Source organism: Kitasatospora sp. NPDC001660, from assembly GCF_053596725.1.
The window spans coordinates 339,734-363,986 of sequence record NZ_JBSFGU010000002.1; the positions used below are offsets into that span (position 1 = coordinate 339,734).

13 protein-coding genes are annotated in these 24,253 nt (G+C 72.6%); 4 read left to right on the forward strand and 9 right to left on the reverse strand.

Annotated elements, in window-relative coordinates:
• Nucleotides 1-584 precede the first annotated feature (584 nt).
• The 3 genes from ACWCXH_RS03480 (at nt 585) to ACWCXH_RS03490 (ending at nt 3,378) form a co-directional block, all read left to right on the forward strand.
• Nucleotides 585-1,256 (forward strand): DUF6230 family protein, encoded by a 672-nt coding sequence (locus ACWCXH_RS03480; protein ID WP_449799630.1) that lies wholly within the window; start codon nt 585-587, stop codon nt 1,254-1,256.
• A gap of 131 nt (nt 1,257-1,387) precedes the next feature.
• Nucleotides 1,388-1,963, forward strand: a complete 576-nt coding sequence (locus ACWCXH_RS03485; RefSeq protein WP_449799631.1) for a DUF6114 domain-containing protein — start codon at nt 1,388-1,390, stop codon at nt 1,961-1,963.
• Nucleotides 1,960-3,378 carry a hypothetical protein gene (locus ACWCXH_RS03490; RefSeq protein ID WP_449799632.1) on the forward strand — a complete coding sequence of 473 codons (1,419 nt, stop codon included), beginning with the start codon at nt 1,960-1,962 and terminating at the stop codon, nt 3,376-3,378. Before ACWCXH_RS03485 ends, ACWCXH_RS03490 begins: the two co-directional genes overlap by 4 nt.
• 86 nt (nt 3,379-3,464) lie before the next feature.
• Here ACWCXH_RS03490 and pyk read toward each other — a convergent pair whose 3' ends face one another.
• The 7 genes from pyk to ACWCXH_RS03525 all read right to left on the reverse strand — a co-directional run bounded on the left by pyk (nt 3,465) and on the right by ACWCXH_RS03525 (nt 16,660).
• Nucleotides 3,465-4,892, reverse strand: a complete 1,428-nt coding sequence (pyk, locus tag ACWCXH_RS03495) for a pyruvate kinase (protein ID WP_449799633.1) — start codon at nt 4,890-4,892, stop codon at nt 3,465-3,467.
• Between the two features lie 84 nt (nt 4,893-4,976).
• Nucleotides 4,977-6,209, reverse strand: coding sequence for an acetate kinase (locus tag ACWCXH_RS03500; RefSeq protein WP_449799634.1), 1,233 nt, complete (start codon nt 6,207-6,209; stop codon nt 4,977-4,979).
• Nucleotides 6,206-8,410 carry a phosphate acetyltransferase gene (gene pta, locus ACWCXH_RS03505; RefSeq protein WP_449799635.1) on the reverse strand — a complete coding sequence of 735 codons (2,205 nt, stop codon included), beginning with the start codon at nt 8,408-8,410 and terminating at the stop codon, nt 6,206-6,208. The genes ACWCXH_RS03500 and pta overlap by 4 nt, the downstream gene beginning before the upstream one ends.
• A gap of 226 nt (nt 8,411-8,636) precedes the next feature.
• Nucleotides 8,637-11,039 carry a 1,4-alpha-glucan branching protein GlgB gene (glgB, locus tag ACWCXH_RS03510; RefSeq protein WP_449799671.1) on the reverse strand — a complete coding sequence of 801 codons (2,403 nt, stop codon included), beginning with the start codon at nt 11,037-11,039 and terminating at the stop codon, nt 8,637-8,639.
• 182 nt (nt 11,040-11,221) lie between these two features.
• Nucleotides 11,222-12,712, reverse strand: a complete 1,491-nt coding sequence (locus ACWCXH_RS03515) for a maltokinase N-terminal cap-like domain-containing protein (protein ID WP_449799636.1) — start codon at nt 12,710-12,712, stop codon at nt 11,222-11,224.
• A 256-nt stretch (nt 12,713-12,968) separates the two neighbouring features.
• Nucleotides 12,969-14,693, reverse strand: a complete 1,725-nt coding sequence (gene treS / locus ACWCXH_RS03520; RefSeq protein WP_449799637.1) for a maltose alpha-D-glucosyltransferase — start codon at nt 14,691-14,693, stop codon at nt 12,969-12,971.
• Nucleotides 14,690-16,660: an alpha-1,4-glucan--maltose-1-phosphate maltosyltransferase gene (locus ACWCXH_RS03525; protein ID WP_449799672.1), complete on the reverse strand. Its 1,971-nt coding sequence runs from the start codon at nt 16,658-16,660 to the stop codon at nt 14,690-14,692. The genes treS and ACWCXH_RS03525 overlap by 4 nt, the downstream gene beginning before the upstream one ends.
• Nucleotides 16,661-17,772: 1,112 nt before the next feature.
• Here ACWCXH_RS03525 and glgP point away from each other — a divergent pair.
• Nucleotides 17,773-20,448: an alpha-glucan family phosphorylase gene (gene glgP, locus ACWCXH_RS03530; RefSeq protein ID WP_449799638.1), complete on the forward strand. Its 2,676-nt coding sequence runs from the start codon at nt 17,773-17,775 to the stop codon at nt 20,446-20,448.
• A 152-nt stretch (nt 20,449-20,600) separates the two neighbouring features.
• On the opposite strand, the gene ACWCXH_RS03535 is transcribed toward glgP, so the two are convergent.
• Together ACWCXH_RS03535 and ACWCXH_RS03540 are read right to left on the reverse strand one after the other, a co-directional pair.
• Entirely contained in the window at nt 20,601-22,439 is a 1,839-nt protein-coding gene (locus ACWCXH_RS03535; RefSeq protein ID WP_449799639.1) for an ABC transporter ATP-binding protein, read from the reverse strand.
• Complete coding sequence (locus ACWCXH_RS03540; protein WP_449799640.1) at nt 22,436-24,253, reverse strand: ABC transporter ATP-binding protein; 1,818 nt, start codon at nt 24,251-24,253, stop codon at nt 22,436-22,438. The genes ACWCXH_RS03535 and ACWCXH_RS03540 overlap by 4 nt, the downstream gene beginning before the upstream one ends.

Here is a 24,253-nt window from a genome sequence, read left to right on the forward strand (position 1 = left end):
GGTGGTCACCAAGTGTGACCACCCACGGGTGTTTCGGCGGTGTTTCCGGGGGATTTCGCCGTCACGATTCCTGCACGGTGTCACGCACGGTGCAGATCAGGCCGAGTTCACGCGTGACGTCACCGGCTGTTGCATTACCCGTCAGTAAGGCACCCCTTGTGCTTCGCCCGGGATTCAAGCACGATCGGCCACGCCCGGTCCCAGACTCCTTCCCCCGGCAGCCGGTCGGCCACGAGGAGCGCGGGATCCCCACCGGGTGATCCGCCGGCCCCGGCCGGCGGTAGGGAGGGCAGGGGGGTATCCGCGGTCCCACGGCGGTTCCTGTCCTTCGACCGGCCGCGCGGCCCTGCGCGGTCGCTGGTTGTCGCTCGGGGGTGATCGCCGATGTCGTCGGTCCTGCCCGCCGCCCCACAAGGACGGCCGGCCCAGGAACGGGAGTGCCGCTGCACGCAGGCCGCTCCCGCGTCCGACGACGCGCGCGCTCTCCGCTACCGAGGACGTAGCTCTCTCCCATCCCAGGCCCCCACCGGCGCTGGAGGCGTCGCCGGGGAGCCGGAGATGTACGTCCCAGAAGGAGGACTCGCATGTCCAAGACCTACGGCAAGACCCGCTGGAAGCGCTTCGCCCTGGTGATGGTGCCGAGCATCGCGGCCACCGCCGCGGTGGGCTTCTCCATTGCCAACAGCGCGCTCGCCGCCTCGTTCAGCATCTCCGGCCAGCAGTTCAAGGTGAGCACGGACCACCTGGAGGGCACCAACTTCGCCCAGTTCGGCACCGTCGACGTCGAGGCCGACGGTACGAAGCACCCGGTCGCCGTCTCGGCCTTCGACCACGCCGACATCACCAACCTGTGCCAGTCCGTGGTGACCGACCTGACCAAGTTCGGTCTGGGCAAGATCACCCTCCAGCTGAACGCCGGCGGTCCGGGCAGCAAGCCGGTGCACGCCGACAAGCTGCTCATCGACCTGGAGGACCTGAAGGCCGACGCGACCTTCACCCGCATCGACATCGGCCGGGACGCCTCCACCCTTAAGGGCGACGCCACCCAGGGCTGGACGCCCCACCCGGGTGTCGCGGCGGCGACCGGCAACAACGGCCTGCCGACCGGTGGCATGGGATTCGCCCAGAACGCGGACAAGGCCGTGCTGAACGGTGTCAAGCAGACCGCGCGCGCCACCTCGGCCGGCAACTTCGAGCTCTCCGGCCTCCACCTGTCGCTCAAGCAGGGCGACGGCCCGGGCAACGAGTGCTTCTGAGCCCTGTCTGACGGCACGCCGGTCGGCGCGTCGGAGTGACGGGTCCACGCGGGCCGGGGGCGGCGGGCTACCGCCGTTCCCGGCCTCATGCCAATTGTTCTTCCCTCGTAGCGATGCCGAGGAGCTGCACCATGTCCAGCGCAACGGTCGAAACCCGGACCGGCCACCAGAATCCGATCGGGTGGCTCTGGCGGCACTTCCGCGTGTTCCGCCGCACCAGGCCCTTCTGGGGCGGCCTGCTGGCCATGATCGCCGGCGTCCCGATCCTGTACTTTCCCTACGCGCACCTCGCCCTCGGCAGCGTGACCATCGCGATGTCGACCACGGCGGGCGCGGGCTCGCTGCTCATCGGCCTCCTGATGATCATCCTCGGGCTCACCGGGTGGTTCCAGCCGGCCGTCCGGGTCTTCGCGGGCATCGCGACCATCCTGCTGACGCTGGTCGCGATCCCGATGTCCAACCTGGCCGGCTTCGGCATGGCGTTGCTGCCCGGCCTGATCGGCGGCGCGTTGCTGGTTTCCTGGGCGCCGCTGCCGGAGCCGGAGGTCGGGGTGGCCGCCGAGCCCGCCGAGGGCACCGCCATGGAGGCCGCCGTAGCCGAGAGCGTCGCCGCCGGGCCCTCCGCCGAGGCGCCGACCGCGAAGCTACCCGCGCAGGCCGAGTCGAAGGAGCAGGCCGCTGCGGCGGACCCCAAGGAGGCACGGTGAGCGCCACCGACGACCAACCGCAGCGCTCCTCCGGGCGCCACGCCGCGCCGCGCACGCCCGTCCGGATCCGGCTGCGGGGCCGGGCCCTCGCGATGGCGGCCGTACCGACCGCCCTGCTGATGGCCGCCGCCTACACGCCGAGCTCGGCGGTGGCCGAGTCGGCAGCGGGCAAGCCGTGCCCCACCGCCCCCGTGGCCGTGCCGGACGTCTCGTCGGTGGTGGAGACGCCGGTGCCCAAGAGCGAGCTGCCCGTGCCGCCGCCCGGCCCGTCCGCGACGCCCACCGCGGGCGCGACCGCCGGTCCGACGGGCGTGCCGACGCAGGCCCCGACGGCCGCGCCCACCGCGCAGCCGTCCGCGCCGGTCAAGACGCCGACCGCCGCCCCGACAGCCGTCGGGACCACCCCGCCCGCCGTCCGGTCCGCCGCGAACGGCGGCGCGGGCGCGGTGAGCGCGGTCTACCAGGGCGACGCGAACGGGACGGCCAAGGCGTCCCAGGCCGGGCTGATCGACGACATTGTCGGCGGCATCAACAATCTTCTGCACCCGGGCGGTTCGGCGTCCCCGACGCCCTCCGCGTCGCCGACCGCCACCCCGGCCCCGGCGACGACTGCGGCGCCCGCCGTCCCCGCCCCGAGGGTCGGCACCCCGGTCCAGCCCGGGCAGCCGCAGACCCAGCCGCAGGCGCAGCCGTCCGCGCAGGTGCCCGGCGGCGACCCGGTGCCCCAGGCCCCGAAGCCGTCCGCGCCCGGCAAGGCGCCCACCAAGCCGGCGCCCTCGGCCAGCGCCTCGGCCACGCCGTCCCAGTCCGCCACGCCGTCTGCCTCTGCCTCGGCGTCCCCGTCGGCATCCGCCTCCCCGTCCGCGAACCCGAACTGTGCGGTGGACGCCCGGGGCCTGACCGCCGCCGCGGCGCCCGGCGAGCACGTCGTCCCGGAGCAGAACTGGACGCTGCAGACCAGCCGCCTCGGCCTGCACGGCTCGGCCTTCCACGGCGTCTACGACGTCAAGACGCCGACCGGCACCAAGCGGGTGCTGAAGTTCGTGGTGTCGAGCGTCGACATCGAGAACCTCGACATGTCGACTCTTGAGGGCAACGGTGTGACGTTCCACGTCCAGGGCGCCCCCGGTTCGACCTCGACCATGCGCGACGGCCCGGTCACCATGTACGTGGAGCGCCTGTCCGGCCACCTCTCCAAGGTGCTCGGCCTGCCGATCCCGATCGACCTGGGCGAGATCACCCTCACCCCGGACACCCTGCCGCGCTGGCTGTACGACCTGATCGGCTCCGTCCCGATCCCGCTGGACCTGGAGCTGACCGGGGTCACCGCCAAGCAGGCCGGCCAGTTCGGCGGCACCCTGCACATCCCCGGGATGCACATGTTCAACGACAACGCGCCCTACAGCGACAAGTAGCGACAAGTCGCGACAAGCAGCCACAATGCCCGTGGGGCGGCCCTCCGTTGCGGAGGGCCGCCCCACGGGCTGTTGCCGAAGGCCGGTTACTCGCCGTGCGAGCCCAGGCGGTGCACCTGCACCATGTTGGTGGTGCCGGGGATGCCGACCGGGACACCGGCGGTGACGATGACGGTGTCGCCCTCGCCCAGCTGGCCCATCTTCAGCAGCTCGCGGTCGACCTGCGCGACCATCGCGTCGGTGGTGGCCACCTGCTCGGTGACGTACGACTCGACGCCCCAGCTCAGCGAGAGCTGGTTGCGGGTGGCGGCGTCCGGGGTGAACGCGACCACCGGGATCGGCGAGCGGTAGCGGGACAGCCGGCGCGCGGTGTCGCCGGACTTGGTGAACGCGACCAGCGCCTTGCCGTTCAGGAAGTCGCCCAGCTCGCACGCGGCGCGGGCGACGGAGCCGCCCTGGGTGCGCGGCTTGCGGCCCGGGTTGAGCGGCTGGAGGCCCTGGGAGACCAGCTCCTCCTCCGCCTTCTCGCAGATCCGGCTCATGGTGCGGACGGTCTCGACCGGGTACTTGCCGACGCTGGACTCGGCGGACAGCATGACCGCGTCGGTGCCGTCCAGGATGGCGTTGGCGACGTCGGAGACCTCGGCGCGGGTCGGGCGCGAGGCGTGGATCATCGACTCCATCATCTGGGTGGCGACGATGACCGGCTTGGCGTTCCGGCGGGCCAGCGTGATCAGCTGCTTCTGGACCAGCGGCACCCGCTCCAGCGGGTACTCCACGGCCAGGTCGCCGCGGGCGACCATGATGCCGTCGAAGGCGAGGACGATCTCCTCCATGGCCTCGACGGCCTGCGGCTTCTCGATCTTGGCGATGACCGGCACGCGGATGCCGACCTCGTCCATGACCTCGTGGACGTCCTTGATGTCGTCCGCGTTGCGGACGAAGGACAGGGCGATCATGTCGACGCCCAGGCGGAGCGCGAAGCGCAGGTCGTCCTTGTCCTTCTCGGACAGGGCGGGCACGTTCACGGCCGCGCCGGGCAGGTTGATGCCCTTGTTGTTCGAGAGCACGCCGCCCTCGACCACCACGGTCCTCACCCGCGGGCCGTCGACGCTGACGACCTCCAGGGCGATGACGCCGTCGTTGATCAGGATCGGGTCGCCGGGCTTCACGTCGCCGGGCAGGCCCTTGTAGGTGGTGCCGCAGATGTGCTGGTCACCGGGGACGTCTTCGGTGGTGATGGTGAACTCGTCGCCGTTGTCGACGGTCACCGGGCCGTTGGCGAAGGTCGCCAGACGGATCTTGGGACCCTGGAGGTCGGCCAGGACGCCGATGGCCTTGCCGGTGTCCTCCGAGACCTGGCGGACCTTGCGGTACCGCTCCTCGTGGTCCGCGTGGGTGCCGTGGCTCATGTTCAGTCGGGCGACGTTCATGCCCGCCTCGACGATGGCCTTCAGCTGTTCGTAGGAGTCCGTCGCCGGACCCAGGGTGCAGACAATTTTCGCTCGGCGCATATGGGTCAGTCTATCCGTTCGCGTTATAGGTGCATTCGGCGCGAATCGTGAGGAATCGCCGACGAAGGATTCCGCGGAGCGAGACTACGGTGTGTCAGTCCCCGGACTCCCCACCCGCCGGTGGACCAGGGCGAACGCCTGCCGCGCGATCTCCAGTTCCTCGTCGGTGGGCACCACCGCGACGGCCACCCGCGCGTACTCGGGCGAGATGATCCGGGCCTCGCCGGAGCGCACCGAGTTCAGCTCGGGGTCCACCGCGATGCCCAGCTCGTCCAGCCCGGCCGTCGCCGCCGCGCGCACCGGTGCCGCGTTCTCGCCGACGCCCGCGGTGAACGCGATCGCGTCCACCCGGCCGAGCACCGCGTAGTAGCCGCCGATGTACTTGCGCAGCCGGTGGACGTAGGAGTCGAACGCGAGCTCGGCGTCCGCGTCCCCCTCCTCCGCGCGGCGCATGATCTCGCGCATGTCGTTGTCCCCGCACAGGCCGCGCAGGCCGCTGCGGCGGTTGAGCAGGTCGTCGATCTCGTCGACGGACAGCCCGCCGACCCGGTGCAGGTGGAACACCACGCCCGCGTCGATGTCGCCCGAGCGGGTGCCCATGACCAGGCCCTCCAGCGGGGTCAGGCCCATCGAGGTGTCCACGCACCGGCCGCCGCTGACCGCCGCCGCGGAGGCGCCGTTGCCCAGGTGCAGCACGATGACGTTCACCTCGGCCGGGTCCCTGCCGAGCAGCCGGGCGGTGGCCCGCGAGACGTACTGGTGCGAGGTGCCGTGGAAGCCGTAGCGGCGCACCCGGTGTTCGTCCGCGACGGCCTTGTCGATCGCGTACCGGGCCGCGTACTCGGGCATCGAGGCGTGGAAGGCGGTGTCGAAGACGGCCACCTGCGGCAGGTCCGGGCGCAGCGCGCGGGCCACCTCGATGCCGGTGATGTTGGCCGGGTTGTGCAGCGGGGCGACCGGGATCAGCCGGCGGACCTCCTTGAGCACGTCGTCGGTGATCACGGTCGGCTCGGTGAACCGCTTGCCGCCGTGCACCACGCGGTGGCCGATCGCGGCCAGCTCGGGGGAGTCCAGCCCGACGCCGTCGGCGGCCAGCTCCTCGGCGACGGCCTTGAGCGCGGCGCCGTGGTCGGGGAAGGTCTGCAGGCTCTCGCGGCGCCCGCCGGAGCGCGGGGTGTGCACCAGCCGGCCGCTCGGCTCGCCGATCCGCTCGACCAGCCCGGAGGCGAGCCGGGCGCCGTCGAGCATGTCGATCAGCTGGTACTTGACCGACGAGGAGCCGGCGTTCAGAACGAGGACGCGCGTACCTTCACTCATTCCGACGGCTCCTTGCGGTCCTGGGACTGGATGGCGGTGATCGCGACGGTGTTGACGATGTCCTGCACCAGCGCGCCGCGCGAGAGGTCGTTGACGGGCTTGCGCAGGCCCTGGAGGACCGGGCCGACCGCGACCGCGCCCGCCGAGCGCTGCACGGCCTTGTAGGTGTTGTTACCGGTGTTGAGGTCCGGGAAGATCAGCACGGTCGCCCGGCCGGCCACCGGGGAGCCCGGCAGCTTGGTGGCCGCGACGCGCGCGTCCACCGCGGCGTCGTACTGGATCGGGCCCTCGACCAGGATGTCCGGGCGCAGCTCGCGGACGATCTCGGTGGCCTTGCGGACCTTGTCGACGTCCGCGCCCGAGCCGGAGGTGCCGGTCGAGTAGGAGAGCATCGCGACCCGCGGCTCCACGCCGAACTGGGCGGCGGTGGCGGCGGACTGGATCGCGATGTCGGCCAGCTGCTGGGCGTCCGGGTCCGGGTTGACCGCGCAGTCGCCGTACACGAGGACCCTGTCGGCCAGGCACATGAAGAAGACGCTCGACACGATGGACGCGCCCGGCGAGGTCTTGATCACCTCGAAGGCGGGCCGGATGGTGGCCGCGGTGGAGTGCACCGCGCCGGAGACCATGCCGTCGGCGATGCCCTCCTGGACCATCAGGGTGCCGAAGTAGGCGACGTCGGTGACGACGTCCAGCGCGAGCTCGACGGTCATGCCCCTGTGGGCGCGCAGCTTCGCGTACAGCTCGGCGAACTGGCGGCGCAGCGGGCTGGTGGCCGGGTCGACGATCCGGACCTGGGCGCGGTCGGTGCCGGGCTCCCCCGGGCCGGGTTCTCCCCCGGCCTGGCGGCCGGGAGGTGTCCCCACCTGAGGGATGGCGATGCCGAGGCTCGCGGCCTTGCGGCGCACCGCGTCGGCGTCGCCGAGCAGGGTGAGGTCGCAGATGTTGCGGCGCAGCAGGATCTCGGCGGCGCGCAGCACCCGCTCCTCGGCGCCCTCGGGCAGGACGATGTGCCGGCGGTCGGCGCGGGCACGTTCCAGCAGCTCGTGCTCGAACATCATCGGGGTGACCCGCTCGGACCGGCCGACCTCGATCCGGTTGGTCAACTCGACCGTGTCGACGTGCAGTTCGAACAGGCCGAGGGCGATCTCGGCCTTCCGTGGACTGGCCGGGCCGAGCTTGCCCTCCAGGTGGGTCAGGGTGGCGGCGGTCGGCCAGCTGCCCTCGGGGACGACCGCGACCGGGGTGCCGGGGGCGAGCCGGGCGGCCAGCGCCATGACGTTCGGGCTGGGGTGCTGGCCGAGCGTCAGCAGCACGCCGGCGATCGGCGGGGCGCCGGCGGCGTGCGCGGCGAGCGAGCCGATCACCAGGTCGGCGCGGTCCCCGGGGGTGACGACGAGGGCGCCGTCGGTCAGCGCGTCGAGGAAGGTCGGCAGCATGGCGCCGCCGAAGACGAAGCCGCGGACGTCCCGGGCGAGCCCGGCGGCGTCCCCGAGCAGCACCTCGGCGCCGGTCGCCTCGACCAGCTGGGCGACGGTGGGCGCGGCGAGCGCCGGCTCCTCCGGGATGACGTAGGCGGGGATCGGCAGCTTCTGGGTGAGCTTGCGCTGGATCCGCTGTTTGAAGCCGGGGGCGACCCGGTTGGCGATCATCGCGAGGGTCTCGCAGCCGAGGTCGGTGTACGCGCGGTGGGCGCCCAGGACCTCGGCGATGACGGCCTCCGGGTCCTCGGCGTGGCCGCCGACCACCGGCAGCACGGCGGCGCCGAACTCGTTCGCCAGGCGGGCGTTGAAGGCCAGTTCGTCCGGGATGCTGGTGTCCGCGAAGTCGGTGCCGAGCACCAGGACGGCCTCGCAGCGCCGCTCCACCGCCCGGAACCGGTCGACGAGGACGGACACCAGCTCGTCCTGCCCCTGCGCGGCCTGCAGGGCGGCGGCCTCCTCGTACGTCAGTCCGTACAGCTCGGTGGCGGGCAGCTCGATCCGGTACCGGCCGTGCAGCAGCTCCACCACGTGGTCCGACCCGGACTCTCCCCCAGCCTGGCGGCCGGGAGGTGCCCCCACAGGTGCGTGCGCGTGCACCAGGGGCCGGAACACCCCGACCCGGTCCACCTGCCGGGTGAGCAGCTCCATGACCCCGAGCTCGACCGCCTGCCGTCCGTCCCCCCGGTCGATCCCGGTCACGTACACGCTGCGCGCCACGTGGTCTTCTCCGTCCCGTCGTCTCGGAAAGTGGTCATATCGACCATACCTTCGTGCCTCGAACGAGGGTCTGTGAGCAAAGGATCCCGGCGGGGGCAAGGGACGAAGGTCCCGCGTGCCGGTCGGTGCTTCGGCGTGACAGCGGGATCGGAAGCCCCCCGGAGCGATTGCGCTTCGGGGGGCTCGTGGCGAGGTGCTCCCTACGCCGGGCGGAGCGAGGTGCTCCCTAGGCCGGGCGGAGCCAGATGGTGGCGAGCGGGGGGAGGACCAGGTCGGCGGAGCGGGGCTGGCCGTTCCACTCGACGGGGTCGGCCTTGATCGGGCGGGAGTTGCCGGTGCCGCTGCCGCCGTAGGCCTCGGCGTCGGTGTTGAGGATCTCCTCCCACAGCTGGTCGCGGCCGTCGAGGGCGGGCAGGCCGACGCGGTGGCCGTGCCGGACGACGGGGGAGAAGTTGCAGACGGCGACGAGGGGCGAGCCGTCGGCGGCGAACCGGACGTAGGAGAGCAGGTTGTCGTCGGCGGCGCCGCCGTCGAGCCAGCGGAAGCCGTCGGGAGAGGTGTCGAGCTCCCAGAGGGCGGGGGTGTCGAGGTAGCGGCGGTTGAGGTCGCGGACGAGGGTGCGCACGCCGAGGTGCTCCCGGTGGGCCGGCCACTGCTCGTCGAGTACCCACCACTGTGGGCCGTCCTCGTGGTCCCACTCCGCGCCCTCGGCGAACTCCTGCCCCATGAACAGGAGTTGCTTGCCCGGGTGGGACCACATGAAGCCCAGGTACGCGCGGTGGTTGGCGCGTTGCTGCCACCAGTCGCCGGGCATCTTCGAGACGAGCGCCTGCTTGCCGTGCACGACCTCGTCGTGCGAGATCGGCAGGATGTAGTTCTCGGAGTAGGCGTACACCATCGAGAAGGTGATCTCGTTGTGGTGGTACCTGCGGTGCACCGGCTCCTTGGACATGTAGACCAGCGAGTCGTGCATCCAGCCCATGTTCCACTTGAGCCCGAAGCCCAGGCCGCCGCTGTCGGTCGGGCGGGTGACGCCGTCCCAGGCGGTGGACTCCTCGGCGATCGTCACGACACCCGGGCAGCGCCGGTAGACGGTCGCGTTCATCTCCTGGAGGAAGGACGCGGCGTCGAGGTTCTCCCGGCCGCCGTACTGGTTGGGAGCCCAGGCGCCGCCCTCGCGGGAGTAGTCGAGGTAGAGCATCGAGGCGACGGCGTCCACCCGCAGCCCGTCGATGTGGAACTCCTCGCACCAGTAGACCGCGTTGGCGACGAGGAAGTTGCGCACCTCCTTGCGCCCGTAGTCGAACTCCAGCGTGCCCCAGTCGGGGTGCTCGGCGCGCAGCGGGTCGGCGGGCTCGTAGAGCGGCTCGCCGTCGAAGCGGGCGAGGGCGAAGCCGTCCTTGGGGAAGTGCGCGGGCACCCAGTCGACGATCACGCCGATGCCGTGCCGGTGCAGCGTGTCCACGAGGTGGCGGAAGCCGTCCGGGTCGCCGAGGCGCGCGGTGGGCGCGTAGTAGCCGGACACCTGGTAGCCCCAGGAGCCGCCGAAGGGGTGCTCCATGACCGGCATGAACTCCACGTGGGTGAAGTTCAACTCCTTGAGGTAGCCAGGGAGTTCCTCGGCGATCGCGCGGTAGTCGGTGAGGTCCGGGCGCCAGGACGGCAGGTGCAGCTCGTACACCGACATGGGCGCCCGGTGGTGCGCGGTGCGCGCCCGGCGGGCCATCCACTCGCCGTCCCCCCACTGGTAGTCGGAGGAGGTGACGACGGACGCGGTGCCGGGCGGGCGCTGGGCGGCGCGGGCCAGCGGGTCGGCCTTGTCGAGCACCCAGCCCTGCCGGGTGTGGATCTCGTACTTGTACGTGGTGCCCTCGGCCAGCCCCGGGACGAACAGCTCCCACACGCCGGAGGAGCCGAGCGAGCGCATCGGGTGCCCGGTGCCGTCCCAGTGGTTGAAGTCGCCGATCAGTCGCACCCCGGCGGCGTTCGGCGCCCAGACGGCGAACGCGGTGCCGGCCACGCCGTCCACTGTGCGCACGTGCGAGCCGAGCACCTGCCACAGCTGCTCGTGCCGGCCCTCGGAGATGAGGTGCAGGTCGAGCTCGCCGAGGGTGGGCGGGGTGCGGTAGCCGTCGTGCTGGACGAGTGGTTCGCCGCCCGGGTAGGTCACCAGCAGGCGGTAGTCGGGGAGTTCGCCGCCGGCGAGCAGGCCGGTGAACAACCCGCCCTGCTGGTGGGTGAGTTCGGCCGGCCCCTGGGCGGTCTCGACCACGACCCGCTCGGCGAACGGCCGCAGCACCCGGATCGCGGTGCCGCCGTGCATGGGGTGGGCGCCGAGCAGGGCGTGCGGGTCGTGGTGCTGCCCGCCGACCAGCCGGTCCACCTCGGCGGGCGGTAGCGGCGCCTCGGGCAGCCTGAGCGCCCCGGCCGGGAGGGCCTCGGGGCCGGGGGCGGGAGCGGAAGCGACTCGTCCACTCGCCTCCGGGCGCTCGGACCCGGCGCCGGCGCTCAACGCCGGGGCGCTCTCTCCTTCGTCACTCTCCCTCCTGCCCGCATCGGGCTGGGGGTACCTCCCGGCCGCCAGGCCGGGGGCGAGGGGCTCACGCTGCTCTCCCTCCCTGCCCGTCATCGGGCAGGAGGGGCCCACGCTTTCGGCACCGGCGCGCCCTTCGGCTCGGGGCGCGCCGGCCAGGAAGGTGGCCGGTACGGGGCGGGTGGTGCGGCCGGGCGGGTCGAGCGGCGTCACGGCGGGGTCCTCCTGCGGCGGGGGTGGTGGGCGAACTCCTGCGGGCGGCAAGCGAAGTGGGGTGATCAGACGGTCAGGGCGAGCCGGTTGATCGCGGCCAGCGGGATCGGCAGCCAGCTCGGGCGGTGCCGGGCCTCGTACACGACCTCGTAGACCGCCTTGTCGATCTCCAGTGCGCGCATCAGCTCGGGCGAGGCCGCCGGGTCGACGCCGCCCCCGGCGGTGTACCCGGCGCAGAAGGCGGTGCGGTTGCGCTGCGCCCAGGCGGCGGCGAGGTGGGCGAGTTCCGGGTCGACCGGGCCGCCGGCCAGCAGGTGGGCCGCCGCGTAGTCGAAGGAGCGCAGCATCGCGGCGACGTCGCGCAGGGCGGGCTGCGGTTCGCGGCGCTCGTTGACGGACTTGGCGGGCTCGCCCTCGAAGTCGAGCAGCACCCAGCCGTGCGGGGTGCGCATGGCCTGCCCGAGGTGCAGGTCGCCGTGGATGCGCTGGACCGGCAGCCCGTCCGGGTGGGCGTCGGCGAGCTGCTGGAAGGCGCTGCGCAGCGCGGCCCGGTAGCGCATCAGCCCGGGGACGGCGGCGACGGCGCTGTCGAGGCGGTCGGCCATGGCGGTGGCGAGCTGGCGGGTCTGGGCGCGGTCGAGGCGGGTGACGGGCATGGAGCGGGCGAGCACCCGGTGCACCTCGGCGGTGGCCCGGCCGAGCCGGTGGGCCTCGATCGCGAAGTTGCCGGGGGACGGGTCGCCCTTGAGCCGGCCGACCTGGTCGAGGGCGAGCTCCCAGCCGTCCTCGGCGTCCGGCAGGTAGCGCTGGAGCAGGCCGAGGGTGGCGGGTTCGGCGCGCTCCATCCGGCTCTCGAACCAGGCCGCGACGCGCGGGATGCGGGTGGAGCCGGCCCGGGAGAGGGCGAGGGAGAGTTCGAGGTCGGGGTTGGTGCCGGGGTGGATGCGGCGGAAGAGCTTGAGGATGTACGAGGTGCCGTAGATGACCGAGCTGTTGGACTGCTCGGCGGTGGACGCGCGCCCGGGGATGTTGGTGGGCAGGCCGGAGCCGGGGGTGCGGCGGAACGACAGCGAGCCGAAGCGGTCGCCGGTGGCCAGGTGTTCCAGCAGCCGCCCGGTGAGCTCAGGGTCGTGGACCGCGTCGTAGAGCGTCGCGCCGTCGTACGGGCCCTGGGTGAGCCGGCCGAGCACGGCGCCGGGTTCGATGTCGGCGGGGCGCTCGGAGCGGACGCCGAGGAGGAGTTGGTAGACGTCCCCGTGCGGGGCGCCGGCCGTGGTGGCGTGCTCGACCCGCAGCAGGAGGTGCAGCAGGGCCGGGTCGCCGACCTGCAGCGGGGTTCCGACCACCGGGGTGAGCCCGGTGATGGGCCGCCCCTTCCCGGCGTACCAGCGCTGGGTGGGGAGCCATTCGGAGATCAGGGGCAGGGCCGCCTGGACGAGTTCGCTGACCCCCAGGGCGGTTCTCCGGAGCCCGGTGTTCCGCGCGCCCGCTGACGCGGCGGAGCCGGCCGGGGTGTCGTGCTGCACATGGGCTTGAGAACGGGAGGTTTCGGACATGACTCCCTTTCCCCGGAAGCGGGCCGACTGCCCGACGGGTCTGGCCGGGTCCGTCAGTCTTCCGGATTTCGGCGGCGCGGCGGTGGCGGCACGCGAGCGGGGCTCAGGTGTCACGCCTTCGTGTGGGTGGCCGTTGGGCTGTTCTCCGTACGCGGCGCCGGGGGGCACCTCGGGGCGGAGAACCCCGGGGCGCGCAGGTTCAACTCGCGCTCCCCGAGGGTCTGGTGGTGCGGTCGGGCCGGCGTCCGGCGGATCGTTACTTCGACCGCCTGGTCCCGCTCAGTCGCGGGGGCTGCCGGAGCTGGAACCAGTAGAAGCCGTGACCGGCCAGGGTGAGCAGGTACGGCCACTCACCGATCGACGGGAAGCGCACCCCGCCGATCAGCTCGACCGGGTAGCGTCCGCCGTACTGCCGCAGGTCCAGTTCGGTCGGTTGCGCGAACCGCGAGAAGTTGTTCACGCACATGACCAGGTCCCCCTCGTGCTCCCGCACGAAGGCCAGCACCGCGGGGTTGCTGGAGGGCAGTTCGGTGTACGTGCCCAGGCCGAACGCCGGGTTGAGCTTGCGGATCTCGATCATGCGACGCGTCCAGTGCAGCAGTGAACTCGAACTGCTCTGCTGCGCTTCGACGTTGGTCACCTGATAGCCGTACACCGGGTCCATGATGGGCGGCAGACTGAGCCTGCCCGGGTCGGCGGAGGAGAAACCCGCGTTGCGGTCCGGGGTCCACTGCATCGGCGTGCGGACGCCGTCCCGGTCGCCGAGCCAGATGTTGTCGCCCATGCCGATCTCGTCCCCGTAGTAGAGCACCGGCGAGCCGGGCAGGGAGAGCAGGAGGGCGGTGAACAGCTCGATCTGGTTGCGGTCGTTCTCCAGCAGCGGGGCGAGCCGGCGCCGGATGCCCACGTTGGCGCGCATCCGCGGGTCCTTGGCGTACTCCGCGTACATGTAGTCGCGCTCCTCGTCGGTGACCATCTCCAGGGTCAGCTCGTCGTGGTTGCGCAGGAAGATGCCCCACTGGCAGCCGCTCGGGATGTGCGGGGTCTTGGCGAGGATCTCCGAGACGGGGTAGCGGGACTCGCGCCGCACCGCCATGAAGATCCGCGGCATCACCGGGAAGTGGAACGCCATGTGGCACTCGTCGCCGCCCGCCGCGAAGTCGCCGAAGTAGTCGACGACGTCCTCGGGCCACTGGTTGGCCTCGGCGAGCAGCACGGTGTCGGGGTAGTCGGCGTCGATCTCCTTGCGGACCCGCTTGAGGAACTCGTGCGTCTCCGGCAGGTTCTCGCAGTTGGTGCCGTCGCGCGCGAACAGGTAGGGCACCGCGTCCAGCCGGAAGCCGTCGATGCCGAGGTCGAGCCAGAACCGCAGCCCGGCGACCATCTCGTCCTGGACCCGGGGGTTGTCGTAGTTGAGGTCCGGCTGGTGCGAGAAGAACCGGTGCCAGTAGTACTGCTTGCGGACCGGGTCGTACGTCCAGTTGGAGGTCTCGGTGTCGACGAAGATGATGCGGGCGTCCGGGTACCGCTTGTCGTCGTCGGCCCACATGTAGAAGTCGCCGTACGGCCCGTCCGGGTCCGCTCGGGAGGCCTGGAACCACGGGTGCTGGTCGCTGGTGTGGTTCATGACGAAGTCGATGATCACGCGCATGCCGCGGGCGTGCGCGGCGTCCACGAACTCCATGAAGTCGGCGAGGTCGCCGAACTCCGGCAGCACCGACTTGTAGTCGGCCACGTCGTACCCGCCGTCGCGCAGCGGCGAGGCGAAGAACGGCGGGAGCCAGAGGCAGTCGATGCCGAGCCACTGGAGGTAGTCGAGCTTGGCCGTGAGCCCCTTGAGGTCCCCGACCCCGTCGCCGTTGCTGTCCTGGAACGACCGCACCAGCACCTCGTAGAAGACCGCACGCTTGAACCACTCGGGGTCCAGGTTCTTCTTCGAGGTCTCGGGGAAGGTGTCGGGGACGGGCTCGTTCACTGTCACGCTGGGTTCCTCCGAACCGTGAGGAGGTGAGCCGGCTCGGCTGAGGGATCGAGCCGGACGTAGTTGTGCCGGCCCCAGGTGTAGGCGGCGCCGGTGAGCTCGTCGTGCACCAAGTACGGACCGGCCGCGTCATGCCCGGGGAGGGCGATGGTGACGGTGGCCTCCTGGACGTGGTGCGGGTCGAGGTTGACCACGGTGATGACCTGGTCGGTCAGGCCCTCCGGGGTGGTCGCGGTCTTGGAGTAGGCGATCACCTGGTCGTTGTCGGTGGGGTGGAAGCGCAGGTCGCGCAGCTGACGGAGCGCGGGGTGGCGCCGGCGCAGCCGGTTGAGCACGGTGAGCAGCGGGGCCAGGGTGTCGGTGCGGCTCCAGTCGCGCGGGCGCAGCTCGTACTTCTCCGAGTGCAGGTACTCCTCGGAGCCGGGGCGGGCCGGCTCGTTCTCGCACAGCTCGAAGCCGGCGTAGACGCCGTAGGTGGGGGAGAGGGTGGCGGCGAGCACGGCGCGGACGGCGAACGCGGCCCGGCCGCCGTGCTGGAGGTGGCCGGGCAGGATGTCGGGGGTGTTGACGAAGAAGTTGGGCCGCATGTAGGCGGCCGCGTCGCCGGTGAGTTCGGTGAGGTACTCGGTGAGTTCGGGTTTGGTGTTGCGCCAGGTGAAGTACGTGTACGACTGGTGGAAGCCGATCTTCCCGAGGGTGTGCATCATCGCGGGGCGGGTGAAGGCCTCCGCCAGGAACACGACGTCGGGGTCGGTGCGGGCGATGTCGGCGAGCACCGTCTCCCAGAACACCACCGGCTTGGTGTGCGGGTTGTCGACCCGGAAGATCCGCACCCCGTGGGACATCCAGAAACGGAGGATGCGGACGGTTTCCTTGACGATTCCCTCCATATCCTGATCGAAGTTGATCGGATAGATGTCCTGGTACTTCTTCGGCGGGTTCTCGGCGTACGCGATGGTGCCGTCGGCGCGGTGGCTGAACCATTCCGGGTGCTTGTTCACCCACGGGTGGTCGGGGGAGCACTGGAGGGCGAAGTCCAGCGCCACCTCCAGGTGCAGCGCCCGGGCCTCGGCGACGAAGTGGTCGAAGTCCTCGATGGTGCCGAGGTCCGGGTGGATCGCGTCGTGGCCGCCCTCGGGGGAGCCGATCGCCCAGGGCGAGCCGACGTCGTGCGGACCGGCCGTCAGGGTGTTGTCCGGGCCCTTGCGGTGGGCGCGGCCGATCGGGTGGACGGGCGGCAGGTAGACCACGTCGAATTCCATCGCGGCGATCGCGGGCAGCCGCTCGGCGGCGGTGCGCAGGGTGCCGGAGCGCGGCGGCTCGACGCCGCTCGGGTCCACCACGGCGCCCTCCGACCGCGGGAAGAACTCGTACCAGGAGCCGAACAGGGCGCGCTCGCCGTCCACCTGGAGCGGCAGCGGGCGGGAGGCGCTGAGCAGCTCGCGCAGCGGGTGGCGGGCGAGCAGCTCCAGCACCTCGGGGGCGAGCGCGGCCGCCAGTCGGGACAGCGGCGGCAGACCGGGGTCGCGCAGCGCGTCGGCGGCGGCCAGCACGTGCGCGCGGCCCTCCTTCTTCGGCACGCCGTTCGCGGCCTGCTCCAGCAGCCGGGCGCCCTCCTCCAGGACGAGCGCGGTGTCGATCCCCGCGGGCAGCTTCACCGACGCGGCTTTGCGCCAGGTGGCGATCGGGTCGCTCCAGGCCTCGACCAGGTACGACCAACGGCCGGGCGCGGTCGGGGTGATGTGCGCGCCCCAGCGGTCGGTGCCCTCGGCGAGCTCGCGCATCGGGGTCCACGGGCCGCTGCGGCCGCGCGGGTCGCGCAGCACGACGTTGGCGTTGACGGCGTCGTGGCCCTCGCGGAACACGGTCGCGGTGACCAGGAAGGTCTCGCCGACGACGGCCTTGGCCGGGCGGCGGCCGGAGTCGACGAGCGGGCTGACGTCCAGGACGGGGATGCGGCCGATCACGGTGTCGCTCTCTGTCTTGCGGGCGGCGGTCTTGCGGGCTGCGGTCTTGCGGGCGGGCGCCTTCCGGGGTGGGGCGTCGGCCTTCGCGGCACCCGGCTTCCCGGCATCGGCCCCGGGGGTGGCGGCCGGCGCGGTGGACCCGGCGGTGGTGCGGCGCGTGGTGGTGCGCCTGCGCGGTGCCGTGGTCCGGCTCTCCGCGGCCCCTGGTTGGCGGGCCGCTGCGGAGGACCCGGGTTCGAAGTGCCCGGTTCCGGAGCGTTCGGCTCCGGGTTGCTCGGTGCCGAGGAACTCGGCTTCGGGGTGCTCGGGTTCGCAGTGCGGGGGACGAGCGGCCCCGGAGGCCCTGGGCGCCGGCATCGCCGGATCCGTCCGAGTGTCAGAATCCATCCGTCCGGTGGATTCCGCGACCGCTGCGTCGAAGGTGTCGGCCACCGGTGTGGACTGATCCCGCGTGTCGCCGTGCATGCCAAACTCCTGCCCGAGATCGGCGGCAGCTCCCGCAGGCGCCGGGGGCGGGCCGGGGGAGTGCCGGGAGGACTGCTGGGTGGGGAGGACGTGCGACCGAGAGCCTGCCCGCGCCGCCGTCCCCGGCAACCTGCCCGGCGCCCGCCGAGCCCGGGCCGGGACGCCCCGGAGCCCGCGCGCGTCCCGGCGCACGCCTCCGGGGTCACGCCCCTGGCGACCCGGTCCACCCGTGAACGAGTCGGCCGAGTGCGAGGACACGCGTCGGAGCGCGGTGAGCGCCGAATGGGTTAAGGAGGATGAGGACCGATCAACGCGAAAAGGATTCGGACGTGCTGCTTCAAGGGGAGTGCCACCCGTCGCCGCACTCCCCACAGCATCAACGACCTTGGGTCATACTCGCACCGCGGGCGGGACTTTCGCAGCGGTACGACAGTAGTTTCGGGCTTTGTCCGGAGCGGATGAGCCGCCGGAAATGGGTCCGTTCCACAGTGTTCACGCTTTGGTAGCGCGATCCCCCGGAAAGTGCGCCTCGCGCGCCCCCTGTGCAGACCAATGCGCCGAATGCGATCTCATCAATAGGCCGAACGGATGCCCAATAGCCCACTTGACGCACTGCCATGACGGCCGTCGGGGCTACGCTTCACGCCGTGAAGGCAATCCGCAGATTCACCGTCCGCACTGTCCTGCCCGAACAACTCCAGCCGCTGCACGAGCTGGCCCTCAACCTGCGCTGGTCCTGGCACCCCGAGACCAGGGACCTCTTCCGGTCCGTGGACCCGGAGGTCTGGGCCGCGACCGGCGAGGACCCGGTGCGACTGCTCGGGGAGGTCCCGGCCGCCCGGCTCGCCGCGCTCGCCGCCGACCGGCGCTTCCTGCGCCGCCTCGGCGACCTCGCCGACGACCTGCGCGACTACCTCGCGGGCCCGCGCTGGTACCAGACCGAGGAGAGCGGCGGCACCCCGCTGCCCGCCGCCATCGCCTACTTCTCGCCCGAGTACGGCATCGCCGCCGCACTGCCCCAGTACTCCGGCGGCCTCGGCATCCTGGCCGGTGACCACCTCAAGGCCGCCAGCGACCTCGGCGTGCCGGTCATCGGCGTGGGGCTGTTCTACCGGCACGGCTACTTCCGGCAGTCCCTCAACCGGGACGGCTGGCAGCAGGAGCGCTACCCGCTGCTCGATCCGGACGAACTCGCGGTCAGCCTGCTCCGGGAGGGTGACGGCACCCCCTGCCGGATCGACCTCGCCCTGCCCGGCGGCCGGATCCTCGCCGCGCACATCTGGAAGGCCCAGGTCGGCCGGGTCCCGCTGCTCCTCCTCGACTCCGACACCGAGGAGAACTCGCCCGCCGAGCGCGACGTCACCGACCGCCTCTACGGCGGCGGCAGCGAGCACCGGCTGCTCCAGGAGATGCTCCTCGGCATCGGCGGCGTCCGGGCCGTCCGCGCCTACTGCCGCCTCACCGGACACCCCGCCCCCGAGGTCTTCCACACCAACGAGGGCCACGCCGGCTTCCTCGGCGTCGAACGGATCCGCGAACTCGTCGCCGCCGGCCCGGCCGAAACCGACACCGCCGGCCCCGACTTCGCCGCCGCCCTGGAGTCCGTCCGGGCCGGCACCCTGTTCACCACCCACACGCCCGTCCCGGCCGGCATCGACCGCTTCGACCGCGAGCTCGTCGCCCGCCACTTCTCCGGCGACGCCGCCCTGCCCGGCGTCCCGGTCGAGCCGGTGCTCGCGCTCGGCGCCGAGACCTGGCCCGGCGGGGACCCGAAGCTCTTCAACATGGCCGCCATGGGCCTGCGGCTCGCCCAGCGCGCCAACGGCGTCTCCACCCTGCACGGCGAGGTCAGCCGGGCCATGTTCAACGGCCTGTGGCCAGGCTTCGACCCGGACGAGGTCCCGATCACCTCCGTCACCAACGGCGTCCACGCCGCCACCTGGATCGATCCGGCCGTCGTCAGCCTCGGCGTCGCCGAGATCGGCGCCGACCGCGCCGAGGACGCCATGACCACCGGCGACGCCAAGCGCTGGACCGGCCTGGAGAGGATCGGCAACACCGACATCTGGGACCTGCGCCGCAGCCTGCGCGCCCAACTCGTCGACGAGGCCCGCCGCCGCCTGCGCACCTCCTGGCACCAGCGCGGCGCCGGCGAGGCCGAGCTCGGCTGGGTCTCCTCGGTGCTCGACCCGGACGTCCTGACCATCGGCTTCGCCCGCCGGGTGCCGTCCTACAAGAGGCTGACCCTGATGCTGCGCGACCCGCACCGGCTGCGCTCCCTGCTGCTGCACCCGACCCGGCCGGTGCAGATCGTCGTCGCCGGCAAGGCCCACCCGGCCGACGACGGCGGCAAGCGGCTGATCCAGCAGATGGTCGCCTTCGCCGACGACCCGGCCGTCCGGCACCGGATCGTCTTCCTGCCGGACTACGACATGGCGATGGCCCAGCACCTCTACCCGGGCTGCGACGTCTGGCTGAACAACCCGCTGCGCCCGCTGGAGGCCTGCGGCACCTCCGGGATGAAGGCCGCGCTCAACGGCTGCCTCAACCTGTCCGTCCTGGATGGCTGGTGGGACGAGTGGTACGACGGCCAGAACGGCTGGGCGATCCCCACGGCCGACGACACCAGCGTGCTCGACCCGGAGAGCGGCGAGGCCGAGCGGCGCGACGACATCGAGGCGGCCGCGCTGTACGACCTGATCGAGGAGCAGGTCGCCGCGCGGTTCTACGACCGGGGCGCGGACGGGCTGCCGCACCGCTGGATCGCGATGGTCCGGCACACCCTGGTCACCCTCGGCCCCAAGGTGCTGGCCGGCCGCATGGTCCGCGAGTACGTCGAGCGGCTGTACGCCCCGGCGGCGATCGCCCAGCGCGAGCTCGCGGCCGGCGCGGGCGTGGGGGCCCGCGAGCTGGCGGCCTGGAAGGCGAAGGTCCGCGAGGCCTGGCCGGCCGTCCGGGTCGAGCACGTCGAGGCGGACTGCCCGGCCGAGGCGCAGGAGCTCGGCAGCTCGCTGTCGCTGCGGGTCCAGGTCGCGCTCGGCGCGCTGGAGCCGGGAGACGTCGAGGTGCAGGTGGTGTCCGGCCGGGTGGACGAGTCGGACGGCATCTCGGACGTCGGCCTGTTCGCGCTCAAGCCGGTCGGAGGCCCGGACCTGGACGGGCGGACGCGGTACGAGGGCTCGCTGGAACTCGCCCGGACGGGCCCGTTCGGCTACACCGTCCGGGTGCTGCCGTCCCACCCGCGGCTGGCCTCCCCGGCGGAGCTGGGGCTGGTCGCCCTGCCCGCCGAGTCGGCCGGGATGGACGCGGGGCTGCTCAGATAGTCACCCGCTCGCCCCCGGGCGCGCCCTTCGGGTGCCCGGCGCCGAGGCTTCCCCCGGCCTGGCGGCCGGGAGGTGCCCCAGCTCGCGCGCCCTCGCTTTCGGCGCCGGTGCGCCCTTCGGCCCGGGGCGGGCCCGGCGGGACGGCCCGGTTCCTACACCAGGCTTTCCCGCCAGGCCCTGTGCAGTTCGGCGAAGCGGCCGGAGCCGTCGGTCAGCTCCTTCGGGCTGCCGTCCTCGACGATCCGGCCCTGGTCCATCACCAGGACGCGGTCGGCGATCTCCACGGTGGAGAGCCGGTGCGCGATGATCACGGCGGTCCGGCCGGCCAGTACCGTGCGCATCGCCCGCTGGACGGCCTGCTCGCCGGGGACGTCCAGCGAGCTGGTCGCCTCGTCCAGGATCAGCACCGCCGGGTCGGCCAGCAGGGCACGGGCGAAGGCGACCAGCTGGCGCTGCCCGGCGGAGATCCGGCCGCCGCGCTTGCGCACGTCGGTGTCGAAGCCGTCCGGGAGCGCGGCGATGAACTCGTAGGCGCCGATGTCCCGGGCGGCCTGCTCGACCTCCTCGCGGGTGGCGCCGGGCCGGCCGATCGCGATGTTCTCGGCGACGGTGCCGGAGAAGAGGAAGGACTCCTGGGTCACCATGACCACCCCGCGCCGCAGTTCGGGCGTGGCGAGGTCGCGCAGGTCGACGCCGTCCAGCCGGATCCGGCCCTCGGTCGGGTCGTAGAAGCGGGCCAGCAGCTTGGCGACCGTCGACTTGCCCGCGCCGGTCGCGCCGACCACGGCCACCGTCTGCCCGGCCGGGATCACCAGGTCGAAGGTCGCCAGCACCTCCTTGCCGGTGCGGTACGCGAAGCGCGTCCCCTCGAACGCGACCTCGCGGCCCTTGCCGGCCGCCTGCGGCAGCTCGACGGGCTCGGCCGGCTCGGCGACGGTCGGCTCGTGGGCGAGCAGGCCGGCGATCTTCTCCAGCGCGGCGGCGGCCGACTGGTAGCTGTTCAGGAACATCGCGAGCTGGTCGATCGGGTCGAACAGCCGGCGCAGGTAGAGCACGAAGGCGGTGAGGACGCCGAGCTCCAGCGTGTCGTCGACCACCAGGTAGGCGCCGAGCAGCACGACGCCGGTGGTCCAGAGGTTGGCGGTGGCGCGGGACAGGCCGACGTACCGGGCGAGCTCCAGGAGCCCGTCCGCGGTCGCCGTGGCGGAGCGCCGGTTGACCACGGCGAAGGCCGCGTCGTTGGCCTTCTCGCGGCGGAAGGCCTGCACCGGGCGGATGCCGTTCATGGTCTCGGTGAAGCGGACGATCATCGAGGCCGCGGAGGTCCGCGAGCGGCGGTAGACCCGGCGCGAGCGGGTGCGGAAGGAGTGGGCGATCAGGCCCAGCGGCACCAGCGCGGCGAGCGACGCGAGGCCGAGCCGCCAGTCCAGCACCAGCAGCAGCACCGAGATGTAGCAGACCGACAGGAAGACGGTCAGCAGCTCCTGGAGGCCCTCGGAGAGCAGCTCGCGCAGCGCGTCGATGTCGCTGGTGGCACGGGAGATGATCCGGCCCGAGGTGTAGCGCTCGTGGAAGTCCAGGCTGAGCCGCTGGGCGTGCCGGAAGATCCGGCCGCGCAGCTCCAGCAGGATGTCCTGGTTGACCCTGGCGCTGATCTTGATGAACACCCACTGCAGCAGCGGGCTGAGCAGCGCGAAGCAAAGGTAGGCGGCGATCACCGCGATCAGCGGCCCGGCGTCGTGCTCGCGCAGTGCCGGGATGCCGCGGTCCATCGCGACCGCGACCAGCAGCGGGCCGGACTGCAGGGCGGCCTGCTGGACCAGGATCACCAGCATCGCGACGGTGATCCGGGCCCGGTGCGGGCCGAGCAGCGAGCGCAGCAGCGCCCGGGGCGCGCCGGGCGGGACGGGAATGTCCTCCTCGTCGGCCGGCGGCGGGGGCAACTCCTCCTCCTGCTCGGCGCGTTCGGTGGACTCGACGGTCGTGGTCATCGGGCGGTGCTCCCCTCGGGGATCAGGGCGGCCTCGGGTGCGGGGGCGGCCTCGCCCGTCATCAGTTCGCGGTAGCGCGCGGAGCCGCGCAGCAGCTCCTGATGCGTGCCGACGGCCTCGATCCGGCCGTCCGCGAGCACCGCGACCCGGTCGGCGAGCAGTACGGTGCTGGGGCGGTGGGCGACCACGAGGGCGGTGGTGCCGGAGAGGACTTCGCGCAGGGCGCGTTCGACCAGGGCCTCGGTGTGCACGTCGAGCGCGGACAGCGGGTCGTCCAGGACCAGGAAGGCCGGGTCGCCGACCACCGCGCGGGCCAGCGCGAGGCGCTGGCGCTGGCCGCCGGAGAGGCTGAGGCCCTGTTCGCCGACCTCGGTGTCCACTCCGGCCGGGAGCTTGTCGACGAAGCCGGCCTGGGCGGTGGCGAGCGCGGCGCGCAGCCGGTCCTCACCCGCGCCCGGGGCGCCCATCAGGACGTTCTCCCGGACGGTCGCGGAGAACAGGGTGGGCTCCTCGAAGGCCACCGCGACCAGCTCGCGCAGTCGTTCCCGGGGCAGGTCGCGGATGTCGCGGCCGTCCAGGGTGATGGTGCCGGCGGTGGCCTCGTACAGGCGGGGCAGCAGCGCGGTGAGCGTGGTCTTGCCGCTGCCGGTGGCACCGACCAGGGCCATCGTCTCGCCGCTGCGGATGTGCAGGTCGATGCCGCGGAGCAGGTCGGGGGTGTCGTCGGGGGCGTCGGGGTAGCGGAAGCGGACGCCGGTGAGGCGGATGCCGTCCGGGGCGCCGAGGCCGGTGGCGGTGCCGGGGTCCTCCTCTTCCGCTGCGTCGAGCACCTCGAAGAAGCGGTCGGTGGCGGTGGCGGCCTCGTTGGCGTAGGCGAGCAGCCAGCCGAGGGACTCGACGGGCCAGCGCAGCGCGAGCGCGGTGGAGAGGAAGGCGACCAGGGTGCCGGCACTGAGCTGGTCGTGCGAGACGAGGTAGGCGCCGACGGCGAGGGCGCAGCCGAGGGCGATCTCGGGCAGGCCGACGATCACCGCCCACAGGTTGGCGAGCAGGTGGGCCTTGCGCAGCTCGGTGTGGCGCAGCAGCCGGGACTGGGCGCGGAACCGTTCGTGCATCGAGCGGTGGCGGCCGAAGGCCTTGAGGACGCGGATGCCGAGGACGGACTCCTCGACGACGGTGGCGAGGTCGCCGTTCTGGTCCTGGGCGAGCCGGGCGGCGCCGGAGTAGCCGGACTCGAAGCGCCGGGTGAGCACGAACAGCGGGCCGGCGGGCACCAGGACGATCAGGGCGAGCCGCCAGTCCTGGGTGAACATCACGACCGTGCCGGCCAGGAACATCACCGAGTTGACGATGAGGAAGACCAGCGGGAAGGCCAGGAACAGCCGCATGGTGTACATGTCGGCGGTGGCCCGGGAGAGCAGCTGGCCGGATCCCCACCGCTCGTGGAAGGGGACCGGCAGCCGCTGGAGCTTGGCGAAGAGGTCGCCGCGCATGGCCGTCTCCAGCCCGGCCAGCGGGCGGGCGAGGACCACCCGGCGGGTGTAGAACAGGCCGGCCTCGATCAGGCCGAGGGCCAGCAGCAGGCCGACCAGCGGCCGCAGCCCGGCGAGGTCGTGCCGGGCGAGCGGCCCGTCCACGATCCGGCCGAGCACGATCGGGACGCCGAGGACGCTCAGCATGGCGAGCACGGCGGCCGTCACGGAGATGGCGAGCCGGCGGCGGACGGCCCGGGCGTAGGGCCACAGGCGCAGCAGGGAGCGGACCGTGGAGCGGTGGGCGGTCCCGGGGGCGTCGGGTTGTCGGTTCTCGGCCAT